Genomic DNA, 18,379 nt, shown 5'->3' on the forward strand with positions numbered 1-18,379 from the left:
ATATGTGGATAGTGTAGAATAAACTTAGGAGGTAATTATGACAAACGAAAATTCAATGAAGCACATGATTAAACTTTCTTTTAAAGAAGAAGTTCTTAACTGTGTCTCGCACGGAATCATGGCGCTTGCACTTCTTATAAGCCTTCCCTATGTTTCCATTCATGCATATCAAGATGGTGGCGCACTCCTTGCTACTGGAGAAGCGGTATTCGTAATTTCATTATTCTTTATGTTTTTAGGATCTACCCTTTATCATTCAATGGAGTATGGTTCGAATCATAAGTATATCTTTAGATTTCTGGATCACAGTTTTATTTTTGTGGCAATCGCTGGAAGTTATACTCCAATAGCACTTTATGCCATTGGCGGTACATTTGGAATTGTGATTGTTCTAATTCAATGGCTTATGGTAGTATTAGGAATTCTTTATAAGGCTCTGGCTAAGAATGCTAAGCCATCCATTACAGTTGGGATTTATCTAGTGATGGGATGGACTGCTGTCGTCTTAATTCCACGCTTACTAGAAAATACAACGCCCTTATTTCTCGGACTGATTGTCCTTGGTGGTGTCTTGTATAGCATTGGGGCATGGTTTTATATGCAAAAAGATAAAAAGTATTATCATTTTATTTGGCATTTATTTATTAATTTAGCGTCGCTTGCGCATTTTATCGCAATTGTATTCTGTATGGCATAAAAAAAGAGCAGATTAATCATCTGCTCTTTTATATGGGCAATCAAAGACATATTCTTGATCTGCATCCACAACACGTCTCATATCGCCATCCGCGACATAATCATGTTCATGCATCCATTCTGCAATTCCCGTATGAACATCCACAAATGAATCCGCAACAATACGTATCAACTCATCGGGTTTCTCTTGAACAAACTTAATCGGTCCAAGGTCTTCAATCGGCTCTTTCACAGCAATGAAAAGCTTAACATCAACAAGTTCGATACGGTCTTCTGAATCATATGCCACTGTATAGTTATATTCTGGCTCTGTTAGTTCTACATTAAGACGAATCAACTCATTGCGTAATGAATCAATTGCTTTTAAGTATAGATCACGAGAATAATCGGGTACCGTAATCTCCATTGTAGCCAGCCACATTTTATCTAATGAAAGTTTTTCAATCTTATACGCCATAAAATACTCCTTTTTACCATTATAACATAAAAAAAGGCTCTTGCCTTTTTTTAACTTAAATCAACTTCAGTTACCCAATAAGTTTACGAATATCGTTGAACATTATGAATACAAAGAGCGCCATAATCATTGCAACGCCAAGAGACATAATGGCATTTTCAATTTTTTCTGGAATCGGTCTTCGAATAATCATCTCGATAAGGGTTAAGAGCGCACGTCCACCGTCCATTACAGGAATCGGAACAAGGTTGATAACCGCTAAACTTACGGATAATTGTGCAATAAGGCTCAAGAAGAAAATAAATCCTTGACTTGAAATTTGAGATGTTACTTGGTAAATCCCAATTGGACCACCCACAGCATTGAGACCCACACCATGAACAAGTCTGCTTAGTACAAAACCAAGTTGCTGGATAATTGTTCCCAGCATTGTAAAGCCCATCATGATCGATTCAAAAAACCCTAAATCGCGATGTTCACCACTCACTGCTTGAACACCAATGAGATACCGTTCTTCTTCTTTATTGAATTCAGGTTTTAGTTTTGTATCAACTTCTTGACCATCTCGCATTACCGTAATGGTAACTTCATGATCTTCATAAACCATAATACTCGTAACGAGCTGATTAAAATCATGAGGAATCACGACTTTCCCATCATCAAATGTTAGTTTTGTAATTTCATCTTGAACGCGTAGTCCAGCCTTTTCTGCCGGTGACCCTTCCGCAACACCTGCCACAATGGGTTTGGGTGCATCAACCGTACCGAGATGCATTGAAAGCCCTGTGAAAATCACAAACGCTAACACTAAATTCATAAAGATACCGGCAAGCATCACAATAAGACGCTTCCAAGGTTTAATCCCAACAATGGTTCGTTCACGTTCGACACCAAAGTCCGCTTCACCTGGTTCACCAGCCATCGATACAAATCCCCCTAAGGGCAATGCACGAATTGAGAAACTGGTTTCCCAATTTTCTTTCTTATATTCGAAAACTTTAGGTCCCATTCCAATTGCGAATTCATTACAATAGACGCCAAAAGCCTTTGCCGCCATAAGATGACCTAATTCATGAATGAATACAATCAATCCCATAACGAGAACAAAATAAAATATATTAAGTAATACTTGCATGCAAACCTCCTATACAAAGATTGTAAGTATAATATTGAATGTCAAGAGTGCGAAAATCACACTATCAACACGATCCAAGACACCCCCATGACCTGGGAATATATAGCCAAAATCCTTAACATCAAAATGGCGTTTAATTGAGCTAAATGCTAAATCGCCAATTTGACCAATAAAAGGGATTATAAGTGACCCTGCAATGACAGCATTTAAGGGTACGTAGTTAAGAATAAATACTGAACCAAAGATAAAGGATAATATTGCGGACATCGCATAACCGATCACCGCACCTTCAATCGTTTTCTTTGGAGAAATCCGCTCAATGAGTTTATGCTTTCCAAATAGCATACCTCCAAAATACGCAAACGTATCAGTTAGGTATGTAGCAAGAAGTACATAAATAAATACAAACTTATCATAGTTCAATACTACGCTCACAGCTTGCACCGCAAGAACTAACATCATTATGAGGATAAACATATAGGAAACATTATCAAAGGTAAACCATTCGAAAAATACCGTCAGTGCAAAAAGCGTCATGATTAAGACAGCAGTATAGGATGGCAAATAATCGGCTTGAATTAAGCCACCTGTTATGGTAAATGCGATGATTATAGGGACAATAACGGGCTTTAATCGCGATTTATTGAGAAGATATATTTCATATGCTCCCAAAAGAATTAAACCCATGATTAAAGTAAAAAGAGCCCGATTCCCTGCAAATAAGGCTGCACCAAAAACAGCGACTAATACAATGGCAGTGGTTATGCGCTCTTTCATACTAAAGTCCTCCAAATCTACGATTTCGTTGATTGAAATCCTCTACACACGACTTAAACATTGGACGATCAAACTCTGGCCATTGAACATCTACAAAGAGAAGTTCCGCATACGCTAATTGCCACAATAAGTAATTCGAAAGTCGACGATCGCCTCCTGTACGAATTAAGAGATCAACAGGGGGTAATCCAAACGTATCTAAATACGATTCAAATACTGTTTCCGTAACAGTTTCAATACCTTCATCCACAATTGATTGGGCCGCCCGAACGATTTCATCACGTGAACCATAATTCAATGCGAAATTAAGAATTAATTTGTTATTATCTTTTGTGCGTTCAACCGCATTATCCATTACCTTACGCGTACGTGCAGGAATTTTCGTAAGATCACCAATTGTTCGGATCTTAATGCCCTTTTCCATCAATTCATTTAAAAACTTTTCAAAAAACACAGCCGGTAATTTCATCAGATAATCGATTTCTTTTTGAGGACGTTTCCAGTTTTCAGTCGAAAATGCATACAAAGTAATGACCTCAACACCCAAATCTAAGGCTTCCAAAGCAATATCACGTACATTCTCACTCCCGTAGTAGTGACCGAATGTACGCTCTTTTTTTTGCTTTGTTGCCCAACGTCCGTTGCCATCCATAATGATGGCCACATGTTTTAGGCTATTCATAATTAAATTGTCATGATTTCCTTAACTTTATCTTTTGAAATCGCATCAATTTTCTTTGTAATATCATCTGTAAGTTTTTGGACATCATCAAGAAGACGTTTTTCTTGATCTTCTGGAAGATCTTCAAGTTTCTTAATTTCATCATTTAAATCTCGACGAACATTACGTGCAGCTACTTTTGCATCTTCTGCTAAAGTACCAACTTGTTTTGAAACTTCTTTACGTGTTTCTTCAGTTAATTGAGGTACATTAATACGAACCACCGTACCATCATTTTGAGCAAGTAACCCTAGGTTACCGTTATTAATTGTATGTTCAATTTCTTTAAGTGCAGATGGATCAAATGGCTTGATTACCAATTGACGCCCTTCGACTACTGAAATTTGAGCAATTTGTTCAATGGGTGTTGCTGAACCATAATAGTCAATTGACACCCCATATAACATTGACACATTCGCACGGCCTGAACGTAAACCGCCTAAGCGTGTCTCAAAGTTTTCAATTACTTCGTCCATTAAAAGACGACCATCGTTAATGATTGATTGCATCTTTATTTTCCTCCCTTAGATACACGTGTTGCTACTGCTTCACCTTTTACTGCTTTTATTATATTATTTTTTTCATTCATATTAAATACAATTAAATCAATATCATTATCCATACACATCGATGTTGCAGTTGTATCCATGACTGCAAGTTCTTCTTGAATTACATCCATATAGGATAAACTATCATATTTTAAGGCATCTGGATTAACTCTTGGATCTGAATTATAAACACCATCCACACCATTTTTTGCCATTAAAATAACATCAGCTTTAATTTCTGATGCACGTAGTGCAGCAGTAGTATCCGTTGAAAAGTATGCAGAGCCTGTACCCGCACCAAATACGACAACACGTCCTTTTTCTAAATGACGGATTGCACGACGTGGAATAAAGGGTTCTGCGACCTTAGTCATATCAATTGCTGTTTGAACGCGTGTTTCAACACCGTTGCGTTCTAAAGCGCCTTGGATTGCTAAAGCGTTGATTACTGTGCCCAACATTCCCATGTAGTCAACTTGCATGCGATCAATACCTAAATCATCAGCCATACGACCTCTTACAAAGTTTCCTCCTCCGACAACAATAGCGACTTCGACACCATCGTTGACGATTGTTTTAATTTGTTCTGATAAATCATCGAGAACGATCGGATCAAATATTTCTCCATCTTTTGATAGAGCTTCACCGCTTAATTTTAACAATACGCGTTTGTACATGTTGCACGTCCTTTCAAAAAGGACACAGTAACTGTGTCCTTATATCATTAATTAAACTTGAGCTGCTTTTGCAACTTCAGCTGCGAAATCTTCTTCGCGTTTTTCAATACCTTCACCAACTGCATAACGAATAAATGATTCTACGTTAGCATTTGCTGATTTAAGTACTTGTGAAACCTTAGCTTTACCATCTTTAAAGAAGATTTGGTCAACTAAAGAGATGTCTTGCATTGATTTGCTTACACGTCCCTTGATGATTCCAGCAACTACTTGTTCTGGTTTATTTGAAAGTGATTCGTCATTTTTAACGATTTCAACTTGAATGTTTGTTTCATGATCAATGATTTCTGAAGGAATTTCAGCTTGTGATACATATTGTGGAGACATTGATGCAATTTGCATTGCCATGTCTTTTGCTAATTCATCATCTGCGTTCTTTAGAACTGCTAATGCTGAAATTTTTCCACCCATATGCATGTATTCACCGAATACTTCATCATCTGATTTTTCAACGATTGCAAATCGACGTAATGTAATTTTTTCTCCGATTGTAGCTGTTGCAGCAACAACTAAATCTGATACTGTTTGTCCATTAACATCAACTGCTAAAGCTGCATCTAAATCTGCAGGATTAGCTTCAAGAAGTACGTTGCTTAATGTATCAACGAGTTCTACGAATTGATCATTCTTGGCAACAAAGTCTGTTTCTGAGTTTACTTCGATAACAATACCGCGGTTTCCCTTAACAGTAACCTTTGTTGTTCCTTCAGTAGCAATACGACCTGATTTCTTTTGAGCATTTGAAATACCTTTTTCTCGTAACCAGTCAACTGAAGCTTGAATATCGCCTTCAGTAGCTTCAAGAGCTTTCTTACAGTCCATCATTCCAGCTCCAGTAAGATCACGAAGTTCTTTAACTAACTTTGCACTAATCATCTTTACGCCTCACTTTTTTCTGTTTTTGTTTCTGTTTTTGTTTCTGTTTTTGTTTCTGTTTTTGTTTCTGTTTTTGTTTCTGTTTTTGTTTCTGTTTTTGTTTCTGTTTTGCTTCTACTTTTTCATCACGGTTATTTGTTGGACGGTCATTACGTGTATAACGCTGTTGACGACGACGATCATCGCGTTTACGACGTTCTTCGAAACGTTGACGACGACGACGGTCATTTTCAGCAGCTTGTTGTTCTACATTAACGATAACGTCTTCCATTGTGATATCTTCAACATCTTGATCTTGATAAGCAACTTGTAATACGCCACCTTTTGGTTCGATCATTGCATCAGCCATTAATCCTACGATTGTACGGATTGCGCGGATTGCGTCATCGTTACCAGGAATTGCGTAATCAACTGCATCTGGATCACAGTTTGTATCAACGATTCCAAATACTGGGATTCCTAATTTACGTGCTTCAGCAACAGCGTTAGCATCTTCAATTGGGTCTACCACAAATAATGCATCTGGAAGTTTCTTCATTTCTTTAATTCCACCTAAGAAGTTTTCTAGACGGTCTTTTTCTTTAAGTAATAATGACACTTCTTTTTTAGTATAAACATTGATTGATCCGCTGTTTTCCATTTCTTCAATTTCAACTAAACGACGAATTGATTTTTGGATTGTACGGAAGTTTGTTAATGTACCACCTAACCAACGTTGGTTGATAAAGAATGATCCACTACGTAATGCTTCTTCTAATACGATTGTTTGAGCTTGTTTCTTTGTACCTACAATTAAAAGTTTACCGCCTTTTTCTGCGATATCTTTCATTGCCGCATATGCTTCATCAAGTTTTTCTTGAGTTTTATTTAAATCGATAATGTAAATACGATTCTTTGCAGCATAAATATATGGTTTCATTTTTGGATTCCAACGACGTGTTTGGTGTCCATAATGAACTCCGCTTTCTAATAATTTCTTCATTGTCACAACTGACATAACTAAATTCCTACCTTTCCGTTAGTCCTCCATCATTTCTAAAGTAGACAACTCATCGTGAGCACGGGGTCTACGAATCCATGATGTGTGAATTAGGCATTCTTTTGATGCCATTGTTTATTTTATCATAATGTCCTTGCTTAAACAAGGCTAAATCACGATTTATCCTTGTCAAAATCCGTGATAAATTGTTCCAATCGATCAAGGCCTTTTTCAAGTACATCCATAGGACTTCCATATGAAATTCGAATAAATCCTTCAGTCCCAAAATAGATTCCAGGGATGGTTACCAACCCATATGCTTCCGCAAGTTTCGTGGCAAAAATTTCCGAAGGCATCCCAAACCGTTGAATCGAAGGAAAGACATAAAATGCACCTTCTGGTTTTACATACTGAAGCCCCATTGCATCCAAGCGCGCTAAAACATACGTTCTACGTTTTGCGTAGGCATCGACCATATACTGTGTATCCACATCCAATGCAGCAATACATGCCGGTTGGGAGAAACTTGAAATTCCAGTTACAAGATTTTGATGAAGACGATGCATCAACTCGATTAAGTGCGCTTCAGCCAAAACGTACCCTACACGCCATCCAGTCATTGCATGCGACTTTGAAAAACTCTGCGTAATAATGATTTGGTCTTGAATTGATTCATCCATGCGTAATGATGGAATATTTCCTTCATACAACATTGAACGATACACCTCATCGACAATTACGTAAATATCTGATCGTTTTGATAGCACCTCACGGATTGCTTGAATGCTTGCTTCATTATAAACGACCCCAGTTGGATTATTGGGTGTTGCGAAAAGGATTGCACGAGTGCGTGGTGAGATGACCTTCTCAAGCATCGCTGATGTAACTTGAAATTGTGATTCACTGGTATCAAGAAGTACCGGTTTTGCTCCCGCTAGTGTAACTTGCGTTTGATATAACGGAAAACTGGGTGTGAAAATCACCACCTCATCCCCTTCCGTCACAACCGACCAAATCGCCAACGTTAATCCTTCCGTTGCACCATTAGTGATAATCACATTATCAGTTTTGTAAGGATGGATGTTAAATTGTGATTCATAACGAGCGATCGCATCGCGCAAATCAAGATTACCAATCGCTGGTGGATAATGCGTTTCATTACGCGTCAATGCATCCACTGCCGCTTGTTTAATTATTTCAGGTGTATCCAAATCCGGTTCACCAATCGTTAGAAATATCATATCTTCACGACCTTGAAAACGCGCTGAAAACTGACGTATACCACTTAGGGTCAAAGCCTCAATCCTATGCTTCATCCACATACCTCCAATCGCTTGTTTTATAAATTGCATATAAAGGAACTTCTTTACCGTTAATGAACAGTGTTGTTTTTCCAAAAGCATTTTCACGTTGGCCGTTGCAAGAATTGAACTGACCAAATAGACGCGTCACAATTGTCCCTAACCATACATAATCAGTTAATTCCCCCACAATAACAATCTTATCCGGATGAATCGATTCAATTTCTTGACGGACAACACGACACAACTCCGGTTTTTCAATCTCATAGACATCCATTAATTGTTCATTGGGAAATCCTTTTCGCAAATCCAAATATTCAAAATCACGGTTTAAATCGGTAAGCTCTTGCTTCACGGAGTCCCGATCACTGATAACTAATAATTTCATGATTGACCTCTTTTCTCTTTAGTATTATTTTATCATAGAACTTCTAAAATCAAGTCATCAATCCTCTACCTTATACATTTTTCAGTTGTTTTTTACCCATTTCAGTCTATTTTGTCGTATGATTAATTAAACTTATATTGAGGTATTCTTATGAAACAAAAAATTGTCCTAACACTTCTGATCCTAGCCATGACACTTCTTCCCATAAACGCTGCGGGAAATCATGATTTAATTCCGATCTACGATTTAGATCTGCAGAGTCAAAATTACATCCTTGTTGATTCCAATACAGGTCAAACACTCTCCGAAAAAAATCACGACACACCGATTCACCCTGCTTCCATCACAAAAGTCCTCACGGTCATTACCGCAATTGAAGCATTGGGCGATACATCACTTGACACGATTTATACCTTGCCCCCCGAGGTTTTTGAGGGCTTGGATCCCATCGCCTCTGTTGCCGGATTTCAAGAGGGAGATGCATTAACACTCAATGACCTGCTTCACGGAATCATGTTACCGTCCGGAGCTGATGCGACACGAGCTATGTCAACCTATCTAACACAAGATCCCGAAAAACTCGTGGAAAAAATGAACCGACTCGCACAACGCATTGGAATGAAAAACTCCCACTTTGTAAATACGAGCGGCCTTGATGATCCAAAGCACCTAACAACGTTAGATGACCTTGCATTACTGTTAAGGTATTCATTAAAAAAACCCACATTCGAAACTATCTATAAAACCGAAACCTACCTTACATCATCAACCCCTACTCATCCCAACGGCATCGCACTCACTAACGAAGCCTTAAGTGTTGCACACCAAAAAGGCTATACGATGATTAAAGGGGCAAAATCCGGGACAACCGATCTCGCAGAACGTGCACTTTCAAGTGTTGCAGAAGATGCATCACAATCCTACATTTTCATTTCAACCAATGCCCCTTTTGAAAACAGGCTGTATACTCAGATTATCGACCACGGAACCGTCTATCAACACGTCCTTGAACATTATCGTTATGTTCCTTTATTGTATAAAAACACAACCATTCAAACCATCCCAATTAAACACGGGCGATCCGATTTTGATATCTGGTTCGAAGACGATATCATGAGCTACTTACCCAAAGATTATGATCAAGACGACATCAAAATCGAATTTATCCCAAGTCAGAAAGAATTTGAGGCTCCCATCTCAGAAGGTATGAAGATGGGTGAAATTCGTTTCTCTTACAAAGGAAAAACACTTCTTGAAAAAGAAATCATTAATGATGAAGTAATAAAAATTTCCTATCTTCAGATTGCTTTTGAAGCGATAAAAATCATCGGTTTTATCTTAGCCGTTGGATTCGGGATTCTCGGGATTGTCTATCTAATTTATCGACAATGGAAAGATTACCGTGACCATAAGTACTATCTTTAAAAATTAGATCGACGCTCTCGAAAAGAATAGAAAAAAGGAACCTTTGTGAACCGCCACACCAAATCTTGAAAAGATTCGGTATGGCGGTTCACAAAGGTTCCTTTTTTTATTTTTCTTCCGCAACAACTTCTTGAAGCAATTTCGCCTCTGTCGGGGTAAGATTTCTACTTTCCAAAAGATCTGGACGAACACGGTATGTCTTACGCAATGATTCTTTTAAACGATACGTTTCGATATTCGCATGATGTCCGCTCATTAGCACTTCAGGAACATCATGCCCTTTGTAAGAACGAGGTCGCGTATAATGTGGATATTCCAAGAGTCCATGACTAAAAGAATCATCTTCATGAGATTCCTTGGTAATTACACCATCAACAAGACGAATCACAGAGTCAGCAATAACCATCGCTGCAGTTTCTCCGCCCGTAAGCACATAATCTCCAATAGACATTTCCATATCAACATATGAGCGAATGCGTTCATCAAACCCTTCATAATGGCCACAAACCAAGATTATGTGTTGCTCCTTACTTAAGTCATACGCCAAGGATTGCTTTAAAGTCTTTCCTTGAGGCGTTAACATAATCACTAAAGAATCCTTGGTACGGGTTGCTTCAATTGCATCAATTACCGGCTGACACATTAACACCAATCCTGCGCCACCACCATATGGATAATCATCAACACAATTGTGTTTATCTTCGGTAAAATTTCGCATATCCACAACATCGATTTGAATTAAATCACGTTCGATGGCTTTACTGATAATGGAAGACTCAACAAACCCGGTAAACATTGACGGAAAAAGGGTCAAAATACTTACACGCATTAAAGTCCCTCCATCCAGTTAATATCAATACGCTTCGCTTGCGTATCAACTTTTTTAATAAATCGTTCCACAAAAGGAACTAAAATATCACGATCTTCAGCCTGAATACGCAATACGGGATGTGCAGGTGTTTCCATTACTTCAGTTACAATCCCTAACTTAACATCATCAGAAAACACGGTGCAGTCCTCTAAATCGATGAAATAATATTGATCCTCTGGGAGTTCATGTTGAGATTCTCGGTCGATCGATATCTCCCCTTTATGGAAAAACTCAACATCATTAAGCGAATTCAGTCCCTCAAACTTTATCAGAATGGATCCGTGATGACGGCGGAACGACTCAATAACGTAATCCGTTGATTTCCCACCCAATTTGAAATGAACGCGTTGACCAGGAGCAAAACGCTCCTCCACAAAGTCAGTCTTCGGTGCAACTTTTAATTCGCCCTTAATACCAAAGGGCTTTTGAATAATACCAATAATAATATGTTCCATATAACCTCCAAAAAAAGGATGTATTGCTACATCCTTAATATGATTCAAATTTAATTGAAATACGTTGATCAAGGACACGAGAACCAATTGCCATTGTTTGACGAATTGCATGTGCCATCGTCCCTTGTCGTCCAATTAAACGAGCAATATCTGCGCTATCCGCATAGATTGCAAGAATAATTTCATTTTCATCTAAGCTCGGTAACCTTTTGACACTCAAACTCTTCTCTTCCTCCACAAGTGGAAGAACTAAATCATAAAGAATATCTTCAACCGGTTTCATGATTATTTCACTAATTTTGATTCGTGGTAACGAGTCATGATTCCTTCTTTTGAAAGAATGCTACGAACTGTGTCTGATGGTTGAGCTCCAACTGATAACCATTTTAATGCTTTTTCTGCATCAACTTTAACTTCAGCTGGTGAAGTTGTTGGATCATAGTATCCAACGATTTCGATGAAACGTCCATCACGAGGTGCGCGTGAATCTGCTGCAACAATTCGGTATGAAGGTTTTTGTTTTGAACCCATTCTTCTTAAACGTAATTTAACTGCCATGTGTATAGCCTCCTATTAATTTTAACGTATTTGTTAATTTCCTTGTTAAGTATATCATAACAGGAAGTGGTGTCAAGTGTTTTTACTTGACACCCTTTGCTTTATAGAAATTTCGATTATCAAGTGCAAACATACGCGTACTAAATTCGCCTTCCTCAAGGTCATCGTAGAACTTTTCAAACATATTGGTACGTGCATCAATGTTATCAATAAAGGTTAACATCTCCGCTTCTTTAATCATCGGTAATACGGGTGAACCGTATTCTAATTTCCCGTGATGCGATAAAATCATATGACGCAATAACAACACTTGCTCTGTATCGTGATAACCAAGACGGGTTGCTACTTCTACAAAGTTTGAGTGTTCAATAGAAATATGACCCAATAATTTTCCTTTAGCACTGTATTCACTCAACATCGCTGCTGTATATTCCTCAATCTTACCCATATCATGCAGAATTACACCTGCAAGTAATAAATCGCGATTATAAATTGGATACAGGTCACAAATGCTGTTGGCAAGTTGACACATCCCAAACACATGCGTTGCAAGGCCTCCAACAAAATCGTGATGGTTACGCGTTGCAGCGGGATATTGGTAAAATTGCTCCCCACAATCCTCAAGCGATGCTTCAACCAATTCTTTTATGATTGGATCCTCAATTTGATCTTTAAATCCATTTATTTTTTCTTTTAAAAATTCAATATCATATTTGGATGCGTTCACAAAATCACTCAATACATATTCAGACTGTTCTTTAATTTCAATGCTGTGAATTCGCAATTGTAAGCTTTGACGATACTGAAGGACATCGCAATGCACTACTCCAATTAAACCTACTTGAATCAATAATTCTTGTTCTGGTTTGACATCCCAGATCTTTCCTTCAATTTCTCCGGTATCATCTTGCAACGTAATCGACATATAGGGAGCACCATTTTGTGTCACGCCTTTTGTATAACGTGAAATCAACAACGGCACTGTATTTTTTTGACCGGCTTCAAATTCTTTAATCTTCATTTTCATACTCCTCCAGAACACGTGCAATCATATCGTAATCATAACCACGTGATAATGCATGTCGTACAACACGATTTCGTGTTTCACGGGCGTCATATTTACGAGCATAACGTGCAGTGCTTTTTTCCATAACTTTTTTAAGACTTTCAAATTCATCGGTCTCATCAAATTCATCTTTAATCAAACGACCCACAATATCGTTAATCACTTCAAATCCATAACCTTGACGTTGGAGATGTTGACGCAATTTTGACTCACGTTGACGGCTCGAGCCATCCCTTAAAGTCTTCATAAAGGTCTCAGCCCGGCGTACACCACGCTCTGTATAGTCATCGTAGTCTTCATCTTCTAAAGCAGCCAAGATGCGATCTGCTTCAAACCCACGTTTACGCAAGTCTTCAACGATACGCTGATTTCCTCGCATTTGTTCACGATGATAGTCTACTTTATCTCTAAAGTAACGATCATCATCAATAAAACGGCGACGCTTTAGCAATTCAATAACAATATCAACTTGCTCTTGAGTCAGTTCAAGTTTTTTATGCAAATATTCCGACATTTCAAACGAGGTATAATCTTTGACTCCAATTCGCGATAACGCTAACTGGTACGCTTCATAAACGGCTTGATCATCCTCAATCTCATTTAGCTCATTTCGTGACAACTCGCGACCCACCTCGATTCCTCTCCGTTCAAACACATAGTGATCAATCACCATGCGCTCATCACTATCTTTTGATTCAAAATCAATAAATACTTCATCCCCCACTTGTTCGATTGCTGTAACAACATAACGTCCAAAGTATGTATCAATGGCACGTTGGTATACGGTCAGTACACTGTCTGCAAACTTCGAACTATCAAAGGTTGATGCTTTTTCAAGTGCATTCGTTTTAAATTGATCTAGAAGGTCTTTATCTGATTGTAGAAGATGCTGCGCTTTGTCTGCGAACTCTTCAGATGACTCAAATAAATATCCCGTCTCATCATCAACAATAATCCCCTCAAGTGGTTTATCAGGGCGTGCAAAGACACATAAACCACATGCTAACGCTTCAATATAGGTTAATCCTTGTGTTTCTGTTAATGACGCCGAAATAAACGCATCCGATACATGATAAAAATTCACAACATCTGTGGAATCCACGGGTCCAACAAAAATGACTGCATCTTGGATGCCAAGTTTCTGTGTTTGATGTAAAAGATCTTTATCCGAAGGCCCACCACCAACAATTAAGAGTTTCGCTTCGACATCCCTTTTTAAAAGTTCAGCAAACGCATCAATAACAACATCTATGCTTTTTTCTTTGGCCAGACGACCGATATATACAAATGTTGGTTGTGTTCCTAAATTATAGGATTCACGAATTTCTCGCATCCGTGTTTCATTCCGAGTCGCAAACCGCGTCAGATCCAAACCCGTAGGAATTACGGCAATCTCTTTACGAATATCATAACCAAGCAACATTTTCTTAGTTTTCTCAGATGGCGAAATAATCACTTGAGCTTGCTTGGTAAACATACGGCTCATCTTCGCGATCGCCTTTCTTGAAAGCTGATCAACGGACTTAAGCCCTAATAGATTTACATAATGGGTATAATCTTCATAAGTCGTATGATAGGTTGAGACAAGCGGTAGGTGAAGGTTCTTCGCCACAAGACGTGCAAACATCCCCACACCAAACTCTGAATGAACATGAAGCACATCCAAATCGATTTCTTCTATAACACTCATTGCTTGAATATGTAACGGACTGCTCATGACATAACCATATAAAAATTTCAATTCTAAACCCGGCAGTCGTAATACGCCATCTTCATAAGTCGTGCTTAAAATTGACGGTTGGTTTGTTATCACAAAAACATTATGTCCTTGCGCTTCTAACGCATTTTTTAAAGTAACAATTGATGTTACTACACCATTTATATCCGGTGTATAAGTATCTGTAAATAAACCAATTCTCATCGAGAATGCCTCCTTTGGCATTTAATTTCACTGTATTAATAATAATCTAATTTAGGAAAAATATCAAAAAAAGACACCCCGAAAATGGGGTGTTCATTAATAAAGGACCACACATTCTTCTGAATCATCTTCACGAAGTTTTACTTTTACGGTTTCATTGAGCGATGTTGGAATGTTCTTACCAACAATATCGGCACGAATTGGCAACTCACGATGACCCCGGTCAACCAAAACAGCTAGTTGTACGCGTTCGGGTCTACCGTTATAGATAATACCATCCAACGCTGCACGAACCGTACGACCTTTAAAGAGCACATCATCAACAATAACCACAACACGATCTTGGACACTAATCGGTAAGCGGAATGCTTGGTCTGATGCTTTCACATCATCACGCCAGTAACTGATATCAAGTGATGCCACAGGTACTTTAATATTTTCAAACTGATACATAAGTTTTGCCATGCGTAACGCAAGCGTGGCACCACGTGTTTCGATTCCCAACAGTACAACTTTATCGAGCCCCTTATTTTTCTCAATAATTTCGTGCGTCATTCGAATGAGCGACCGATTAATTGCACTTTCATCCATTATAGTTTTCATAATTTAACACCTCAAGAAATATTATATCAAATACCTATTGATATTGATATACGACTATGGTATTATTTGTTGGCAGTCAGTTAAATAACGTCTTGCAAAGCCTTTTTAGGGGTATAGTTCAATGGTAGAGCAACGGTCTCCAAAACCGTTAATGTGGGTTCGAGTCCTGCTACCCCTGCCAATTATATAAATACAACCACTTTCGAGTGGTTTTTTTATTTTTCACACACATATTCCTGCCATACAAATCTTTTTTTCCATCGTAAAATTAGTTGCTTCAGAATAAACTCTCTTTTAAAGGGACATGATTTGAAGCAAAAAAAACAAAGGGTACTGTTTGATTATCTAATTAAACGAACTGGGACTTCTTTTCTATCCTATGTCGCTTAATCCTTATCCTTATGACTACCGAATAAAAAATCCCATATTTGATGTAAGGGATTTTTTATTACCTATTTAACTTTATACTTATATTTGTCATCTACTGTTCTTAAACCATCAATATGTTCAAATAAATTAGGTTTTATAGTTGTACCCATAGGATCTAAGATAAAATCAATCCCTTCTCTTCTTGCTAATTTTGCAGCTGATACAAAATCGCTATCACCAGATATTAAGACAATTTGATCGACTTGTTTTTTATATGACAATGAGGCGATATCTAATCCTATCTTCATATCAACACCTTTTTATTCGATATTTAAATAGATATCGTTAGCAGTTAACTCAGAAACTTGAATAGAGTTATGCAAGAGTTTCTTAAGTGGTTCACCTTTCAAATGATATCCCATTGATACGCTTGAAATTTCACCCATTCTCAAAGAGAACTTTCTTTTTCTTTTTAGACACTCAAAAAATTCGGTTATCCACGAATAAGTCTCCGATTTTCCTAAATCATCATTCGATTTAGTGAGAAGATTATAGACACTTTTCCTTACAGGTGGACAATCATAGTAGAATATTCGATAAAGTGAGTGGTTATAAATTTCACCCATTATTCTTTCGTTAAGATGTCTCTTACAATATACCTCTAACTCATCTGCCGCATCTTGCGGCGCAATATCTTTAGAAACGGAATTTAATCTTTTTCTAAAAAAGCCCCCCTCCACTAATATAGCAGTAATACAATTAGCTTGAATGACTGGTCTTCTATTTTTACATTTCTTACGAGTCATACTTACCTCCATAGTAAATAAATAAAGCCATCGGTTCGGACAATCCCTTATCGATGGGAACCTACTTCCAATGGCTTTGATATTGTTATCTTATCATTCTTTTTTTGATAATCAATAACTTCAAACAAAATAACATAATTTTCTTTCATATTATCATGATTACTTTACAGTGATTGATTGTTTACTAGATGAAAAAATTCAATAATTTTAGGTACATACCTTTTTGATTAGCTACATCATTGAAATGATACTTTAATCCTTTAGTCGCAAGTCTTGTAGGTAGTTTTGAACATAATCTGTACCGTGTTTAAAATTAATTACCTGCATTAGACGACCATCCATCTTTGCATCTAATTTTTTCTCAACTTCTCAACCATTATTATCTGCCTTTGATATAACATGAACCTATTTTTTATCTCTTGATTTGATAGGTCAACCACGAATTACGAAAACTGACAAGATTAAAGTCACGCTTGGGGAATATAATTATGTTGACTTTGTAATTTTTGCTTATTTATTTAGCTGTGATATTATTGTAGATAGAGTATACGTGTAAAATTTTATTTGTTTTTGCTTTTATTAAAAGGAGGGGAACATGGCGGTTATTCGTAAGAATAAAGGAAATAGCATTTTAGAATTTCGAAAAGATTACACAATTTTAAATGTTTCTACAACGGACTTTGATTATTTCTATGGAAAAATAATTAGAATTCAAGCTAAAAAATATAGAGACTTTAACCTAGTCTCCGAATTTGATCAATTTATCAATCCCGGTGAGTCTATTAACCCATATATTACCCAAAATACAGGAATCACAAATGAGATGGTTCAAGATATGCCTCTCATACATACCATTGCACCAGAATTTCTTAACTATATAAAAGATGACATTATCGTAGGACACAACATAAATTTCGATATTAACTTTTTATATGATTCGTTTATCGATTCAAACATAAATATTTCCAATGATTTCATTGATACACTCAGACTTTCGCGAATCATTGTCCGAGATTTATCAAATCATAAACTGAATACACTCGTCGACTACTTTAACATAAACGATAGTTTTAATCGTACATTCTCAACCGAATATCGAAACAAGATATATCTAGAATTATATAAAACAAATATTCGTGAAAATTCCATAAATAATTATCTTCAAGCGAAAAAGAAAAAGCAATGTAGTAAAAGTACAGATTTCTCATTAATTCGTTCAAAACTCAACAACGAGGATATCGATGACTCTAATCTCTTTTTCGGTAAGCATGTTTGTATCACAGGAAAATTGATCTACTCAACAAAAGCCGAACTCTATCAAGCACTCGCAAATCTTGGTGCGAAAATTCAAAATAACGTCACAAAAGATACTGATTATTTAATTCTTGGCGATCTAAATTACCAACATCAAATATATGGCACAAAATCAATAAAACATTTAAAAGGCGAGAAAATGATAAGAGAAGTTTCTAATTTAGAAATACTCACTGAAGTAAGCACTCGAGAACTCATTAATTCATGACTATAAGGATTATTTTCTAAAAATTTTTAAATAATATTAATCAAAACTTCAAAATGATATGAAATAATTATATCAACGAAGACATCTTTACGAATTGAAACGTTTTACGCATATTTGCGCTTCTTGATAATAAGGTTTTTTTATTTCTAATTTGGTATCAAACGCATA

At 37.1% G+C, this 18,379-nt stretch carries 22 protein-coding genes and 1 tRNA gene; 4 read left to right on the forward strand and 19 right to left on the reverse strand.

Annotated features, from left to right (window positions below; translation table 11 throughout):
• Positions 1–37 precede the first annotated feature (37 nt).
• Complete coding sequence (trhA, locus tag EEI45_RS06765; protein WP_125164638.1) at positions 38–697, forward strand: PAQR family membrane homeostasis protein TrhA; 660 nt, start codon at positions 38–40, stop codon at positions 695–697.
• Positions 698–709: 12 nt separating this feature from the next.
• On the opposite strand, the gene EEI45_RS06770 is transcribed toward trhA, so the two are convergent.
• The 10 genes from EEI45_RS06770 to EEI45_RS06815 all read right to left on the reverse strand — a co-directional run bounded on the left by EEI45_RS06770 (position 710) and on the right by EEI45_RS06815 (position 8,615).
• Positions 710–1,153, reverse strand: a complete 444-nt coding sequence (locus EEI45_RS06770; protein ID WP_125164639.1) for a hypothetical protein — start codon at positions 1,151–1,153, stop codon at positions 710–712.
• A gap of 70 nt (positions 1,154–1,223) precedes the next feature.
• Positions 1,224–2,288, reverse strand: a complete 1,065-nt coding sequence (locus EEI45_RS06775) for a M50 family metallopeptidase (protein WP_125164640.1) — start codon at positions 2,286–2,288, stop codon at positions 1,224–1,226.
• A gap of 9 nt (positions 2,289–2,297) precedes the next feature.
• Positions 2,298–3,065, reverse strand: a complete 768-nt coding sequence (locus tag EEI45_RS06780) for a phosphatidate cytidylyltransferase (RefSeq protein ID WP_125164641.1) — start codon at positions 3,063–3,065, stop codon at positions 2,298–2,300.
• 1 nt (position 3,066) lies between these two features.
• On the reverse strand, positions 3,067–3,747 hold the full coding sequence (locus EEI45_RS06785; protein WP_125164642.1) for an isoprenyl transferase: 681 nt from the start codon (positions 3,745–3,747) through the stop codon (positions 3,067–3,069).
• Between the two features lie 2 nt (positions 3,748–3,749).
• Positions 3,750–4,295, reverse strand: a complete 546-nt coding sequence (frr, locus tag EEI45_RS06790) for a ribosome recycling factor (RefSeq protein WP_125164643.1) — start codon at positions 4,293–4,295, stop codon at positions 3,750–3,752.
• Between the two features lie 2 nt (positions 4,296–4,297).
• On the reverse strand, positions 4,298–5,011 hold the full coding sequence (gene pyrH / locus EEI45_RS06795) for a UMP kinase (RefSeq protein ID WP_125164644.1): 714 nt from the start codon (positions 5,009–5,011) through the stop codon (positions 4,298–4,300).
• 51 nt (positions 5,012–5,062) lie between these two features.
• Positions 5,063–5,947 (reverse strand): translation elongation factor Ts, encoded by an 885-nt coding sequence (gene tsf / locus EEI45_RS06800; protein ID WP_125164645.1) that lies wholly within the window; start codon positions 5,945–5,947, stop codon positions 5,063–5,065.
• Positions 5,940–6,944, reverse strand: coding sequence for a 30S ribosomal protein S2 (rpsB, locus tag EEI45_RS06805; RefSeq protein WP_228410294.1), 1,005 nt, complete (start codon positions 6,942–6,944; stop codon positions 5,940–5,942). Before rpsB ends, tsf begins: the two co-directional genes overlap by 8 nt.
• A gap of 155 nt (positions 6,945–7,099) precedes the next feature.
• The gene (locus EEI45_RS06810) at positions 7,100–8,242 is read right to left on the reverse strand and encodes a pyridoxal phosphate-dependent aminotransferase (protein ID WP_125164646.1); all 1,143 of its coding nucleotides are present in this window, start codon (positions 8,240–8,242) and stop codon (positions 7,100–7,102) included.
• Entirely contained in the window at positions 8,232–8,615 is a 384-nt protein-coding gene (locus EEI45_RS06815) for a hypothetical protein (RefSeq protein WP_125164647.1), read from the reverse strand. Before EEI45_RS06815 ends, EEI45_RS06810 begins: the two co-directional genes overlap by 11 nt.
• A gap of 150 nt (positions 8,616–8,765) precedes the next feature.
• Here EEI45_RS06815 and EEI45_RS06820 point away from each other — a divergent pair, with 150 nt between their 5' ends.
• The gene (locus tag EEI45_RS06820) at positions 8,766–10,040 is read left to right on the forward strand and encodes a D-alanyl-D-alanine carboxypeptidase family protein (RefSeq protein ID WP_125164648.1); all 1,275 of its coding nucleotides are present in this window, start codon (positions 8,766–8,768) and stop codon (positions 10,038–10,040) included.
• Between the two features lie 106 nt (positions 10,041–10,146).
• Here the strand turns inward: EEI45_RS06820 and trmD are convergent, their stop codons facing one another.
• The 7 genes from trmD to pyrR form a co-directional block, all read right to left on the reverse strand.
• Positions 10,147–10,869: a tRNA (guanosine(37)-N1)-methyltransferase TrmD gene (trmD, locus tag EEI45_RS06825; RefSeq protein WP_125164649.1), complete on the reverse strand. Its 723-nt coding sequence runs from the start codon at positions 10,867–10,869 to the stop codon at positions 10,147–10,149.
• Complete coding sequence (gene rimM / locus EEI45_RS06830) at positions 10,869–11,366, reverse strand: ribosome maturation factor RimM (RefSeq protein ID WP_125164650.1); 498 nt, start codon at positions 11,364–11,366, stop codon at positions 10,869–10,871. Before rimM ends, trmD begins: the two co-directional genes overlap by 1 nt.
• A 34-nt stretch (positions 11,367–11,400) precedes the next feature.
• Positions 11,401–11,649 carry a KH domain-containing protein gene (locus EEI45_RS06835; RefSeq protein ID WP_003773251.1) on the reverse strand — a complete coding sequence of 83 codons (249 nt, stop codon included), beginning with the start codon at positions 11,647–11,649 and terminating at the stop codon, positions 11,401–11,403.
• 2 nt (positions 11,650–11,651) lie between these two features.
• On the reverse strand, positions 11,652–11,924 hold the full coding sequence (gene rpsP, locus EEI45_RS06840) for a 30S ribosomal protein S16 (protein ID WP_125164651.1): 273 nt from the start codon (positions 11,922–11,924) through the stop codon (positions 11,652–11,654).
• Between the two features lie 82 nt (positions 11,925–12,006).
• Positions 12,007–12,945, reverse strand: coding sequence for a 3'-5' exoribonuclease YhaM family protein (locus EEI45_RS06845; RefSeq protein WP_125164652.1), 939 nt, complete (start codon positions 12,943–12,945; stop codon positions 12,007–12,009).
• Positions 12,935–14,911, reverse strand: a complete 1,977-nt coding sequence (locus tag EEI45_RS06850) for a glycosyltransferase (protein ID WP_125164653.1) — start codon at positions 14,909–14,911, stop codon at positions 12,935–12,937. The genes EEI45_RS06845 and EEI45_RS06850 overlap by 11 nt, the downstream gene beginning before the upstream one ends.
• Positions 14,912–15,007: 96 nt before the next feature.
• Positions 15,008–15,514 (reverse strand): bifunctional pyr operon transcriptional regulator/uracil phosphoribosyltransferase PyrR, encoded by a 507-nt coding sequence (gene pyrR, locus EEI45_RS06855; protein ID WP_125164654.1) that lies wholly within the window; start codon positions 15,512–15,514, stop codon positions 15,008–15,010.
• Between the two features lie 107 nt (positions 15,515–15,621).
• Here pyrR and EEI45_RS06860 point away from each other — a divergent pair.
• Positions 15,622–15,695, forward strand: a tRNA-Trp gene (locus EEI45_RS06860).
• A gap of 271 nt (positions 15,696–15,966) precedes the next feature.
• Here EEI45_RS06860 and EEI45_RS09530 read toward each other — a convergent pair.
• A complete protein-coding gene (locus EEI45_RS09530) occupies positions 15,967–16,191 on the reverse strand; it encodes an NYN domain-containing protein (protein ID WP_228410295.1) in 225 nt (74 codons plus the stop codon).
• A 12-nt stretch (positions 16,192–16,203) separates the two neighbouring features.
• Positions 16,204–16,689, reverse strand: coding sequence for a PIN domain-containing protein (locus tag EEI45_RS06865; RefSeq protein ID WP_228410296.1), 486 nt, complete (start codon positions 16,687–16,689; stop codon positions 16,204–16,206).
• A 595-nt stretch (positions 16,690–17,284) separates the two neighbouring features.
• Between EEI45_RS06865 and EEI45_RS06870 the strand changes: the two genes are divergently transcribed.
• Entirely contained in the window at positions 17,285–18,211 is a 927-nt protein-coding gene (locus tag EEI45_RS06870; protein WP_125164655.1) for an exonuclease domain-containing protein, read from the forward strand.
• Positions 18,212–18,379 lie beyond the last annotated feature (168 nt).

This window comes from Erysipelothrix piscisicarius (assembly GCF_003931795.1).
GTDB classification, from domain to species: domain Bacteria; phylum Bacillota_I; class Bacilli_A; order Erysipelotrichales; family Erysipelotrichaceae; genus Erysipelothrix; species Erysipelothrix piscisicarius.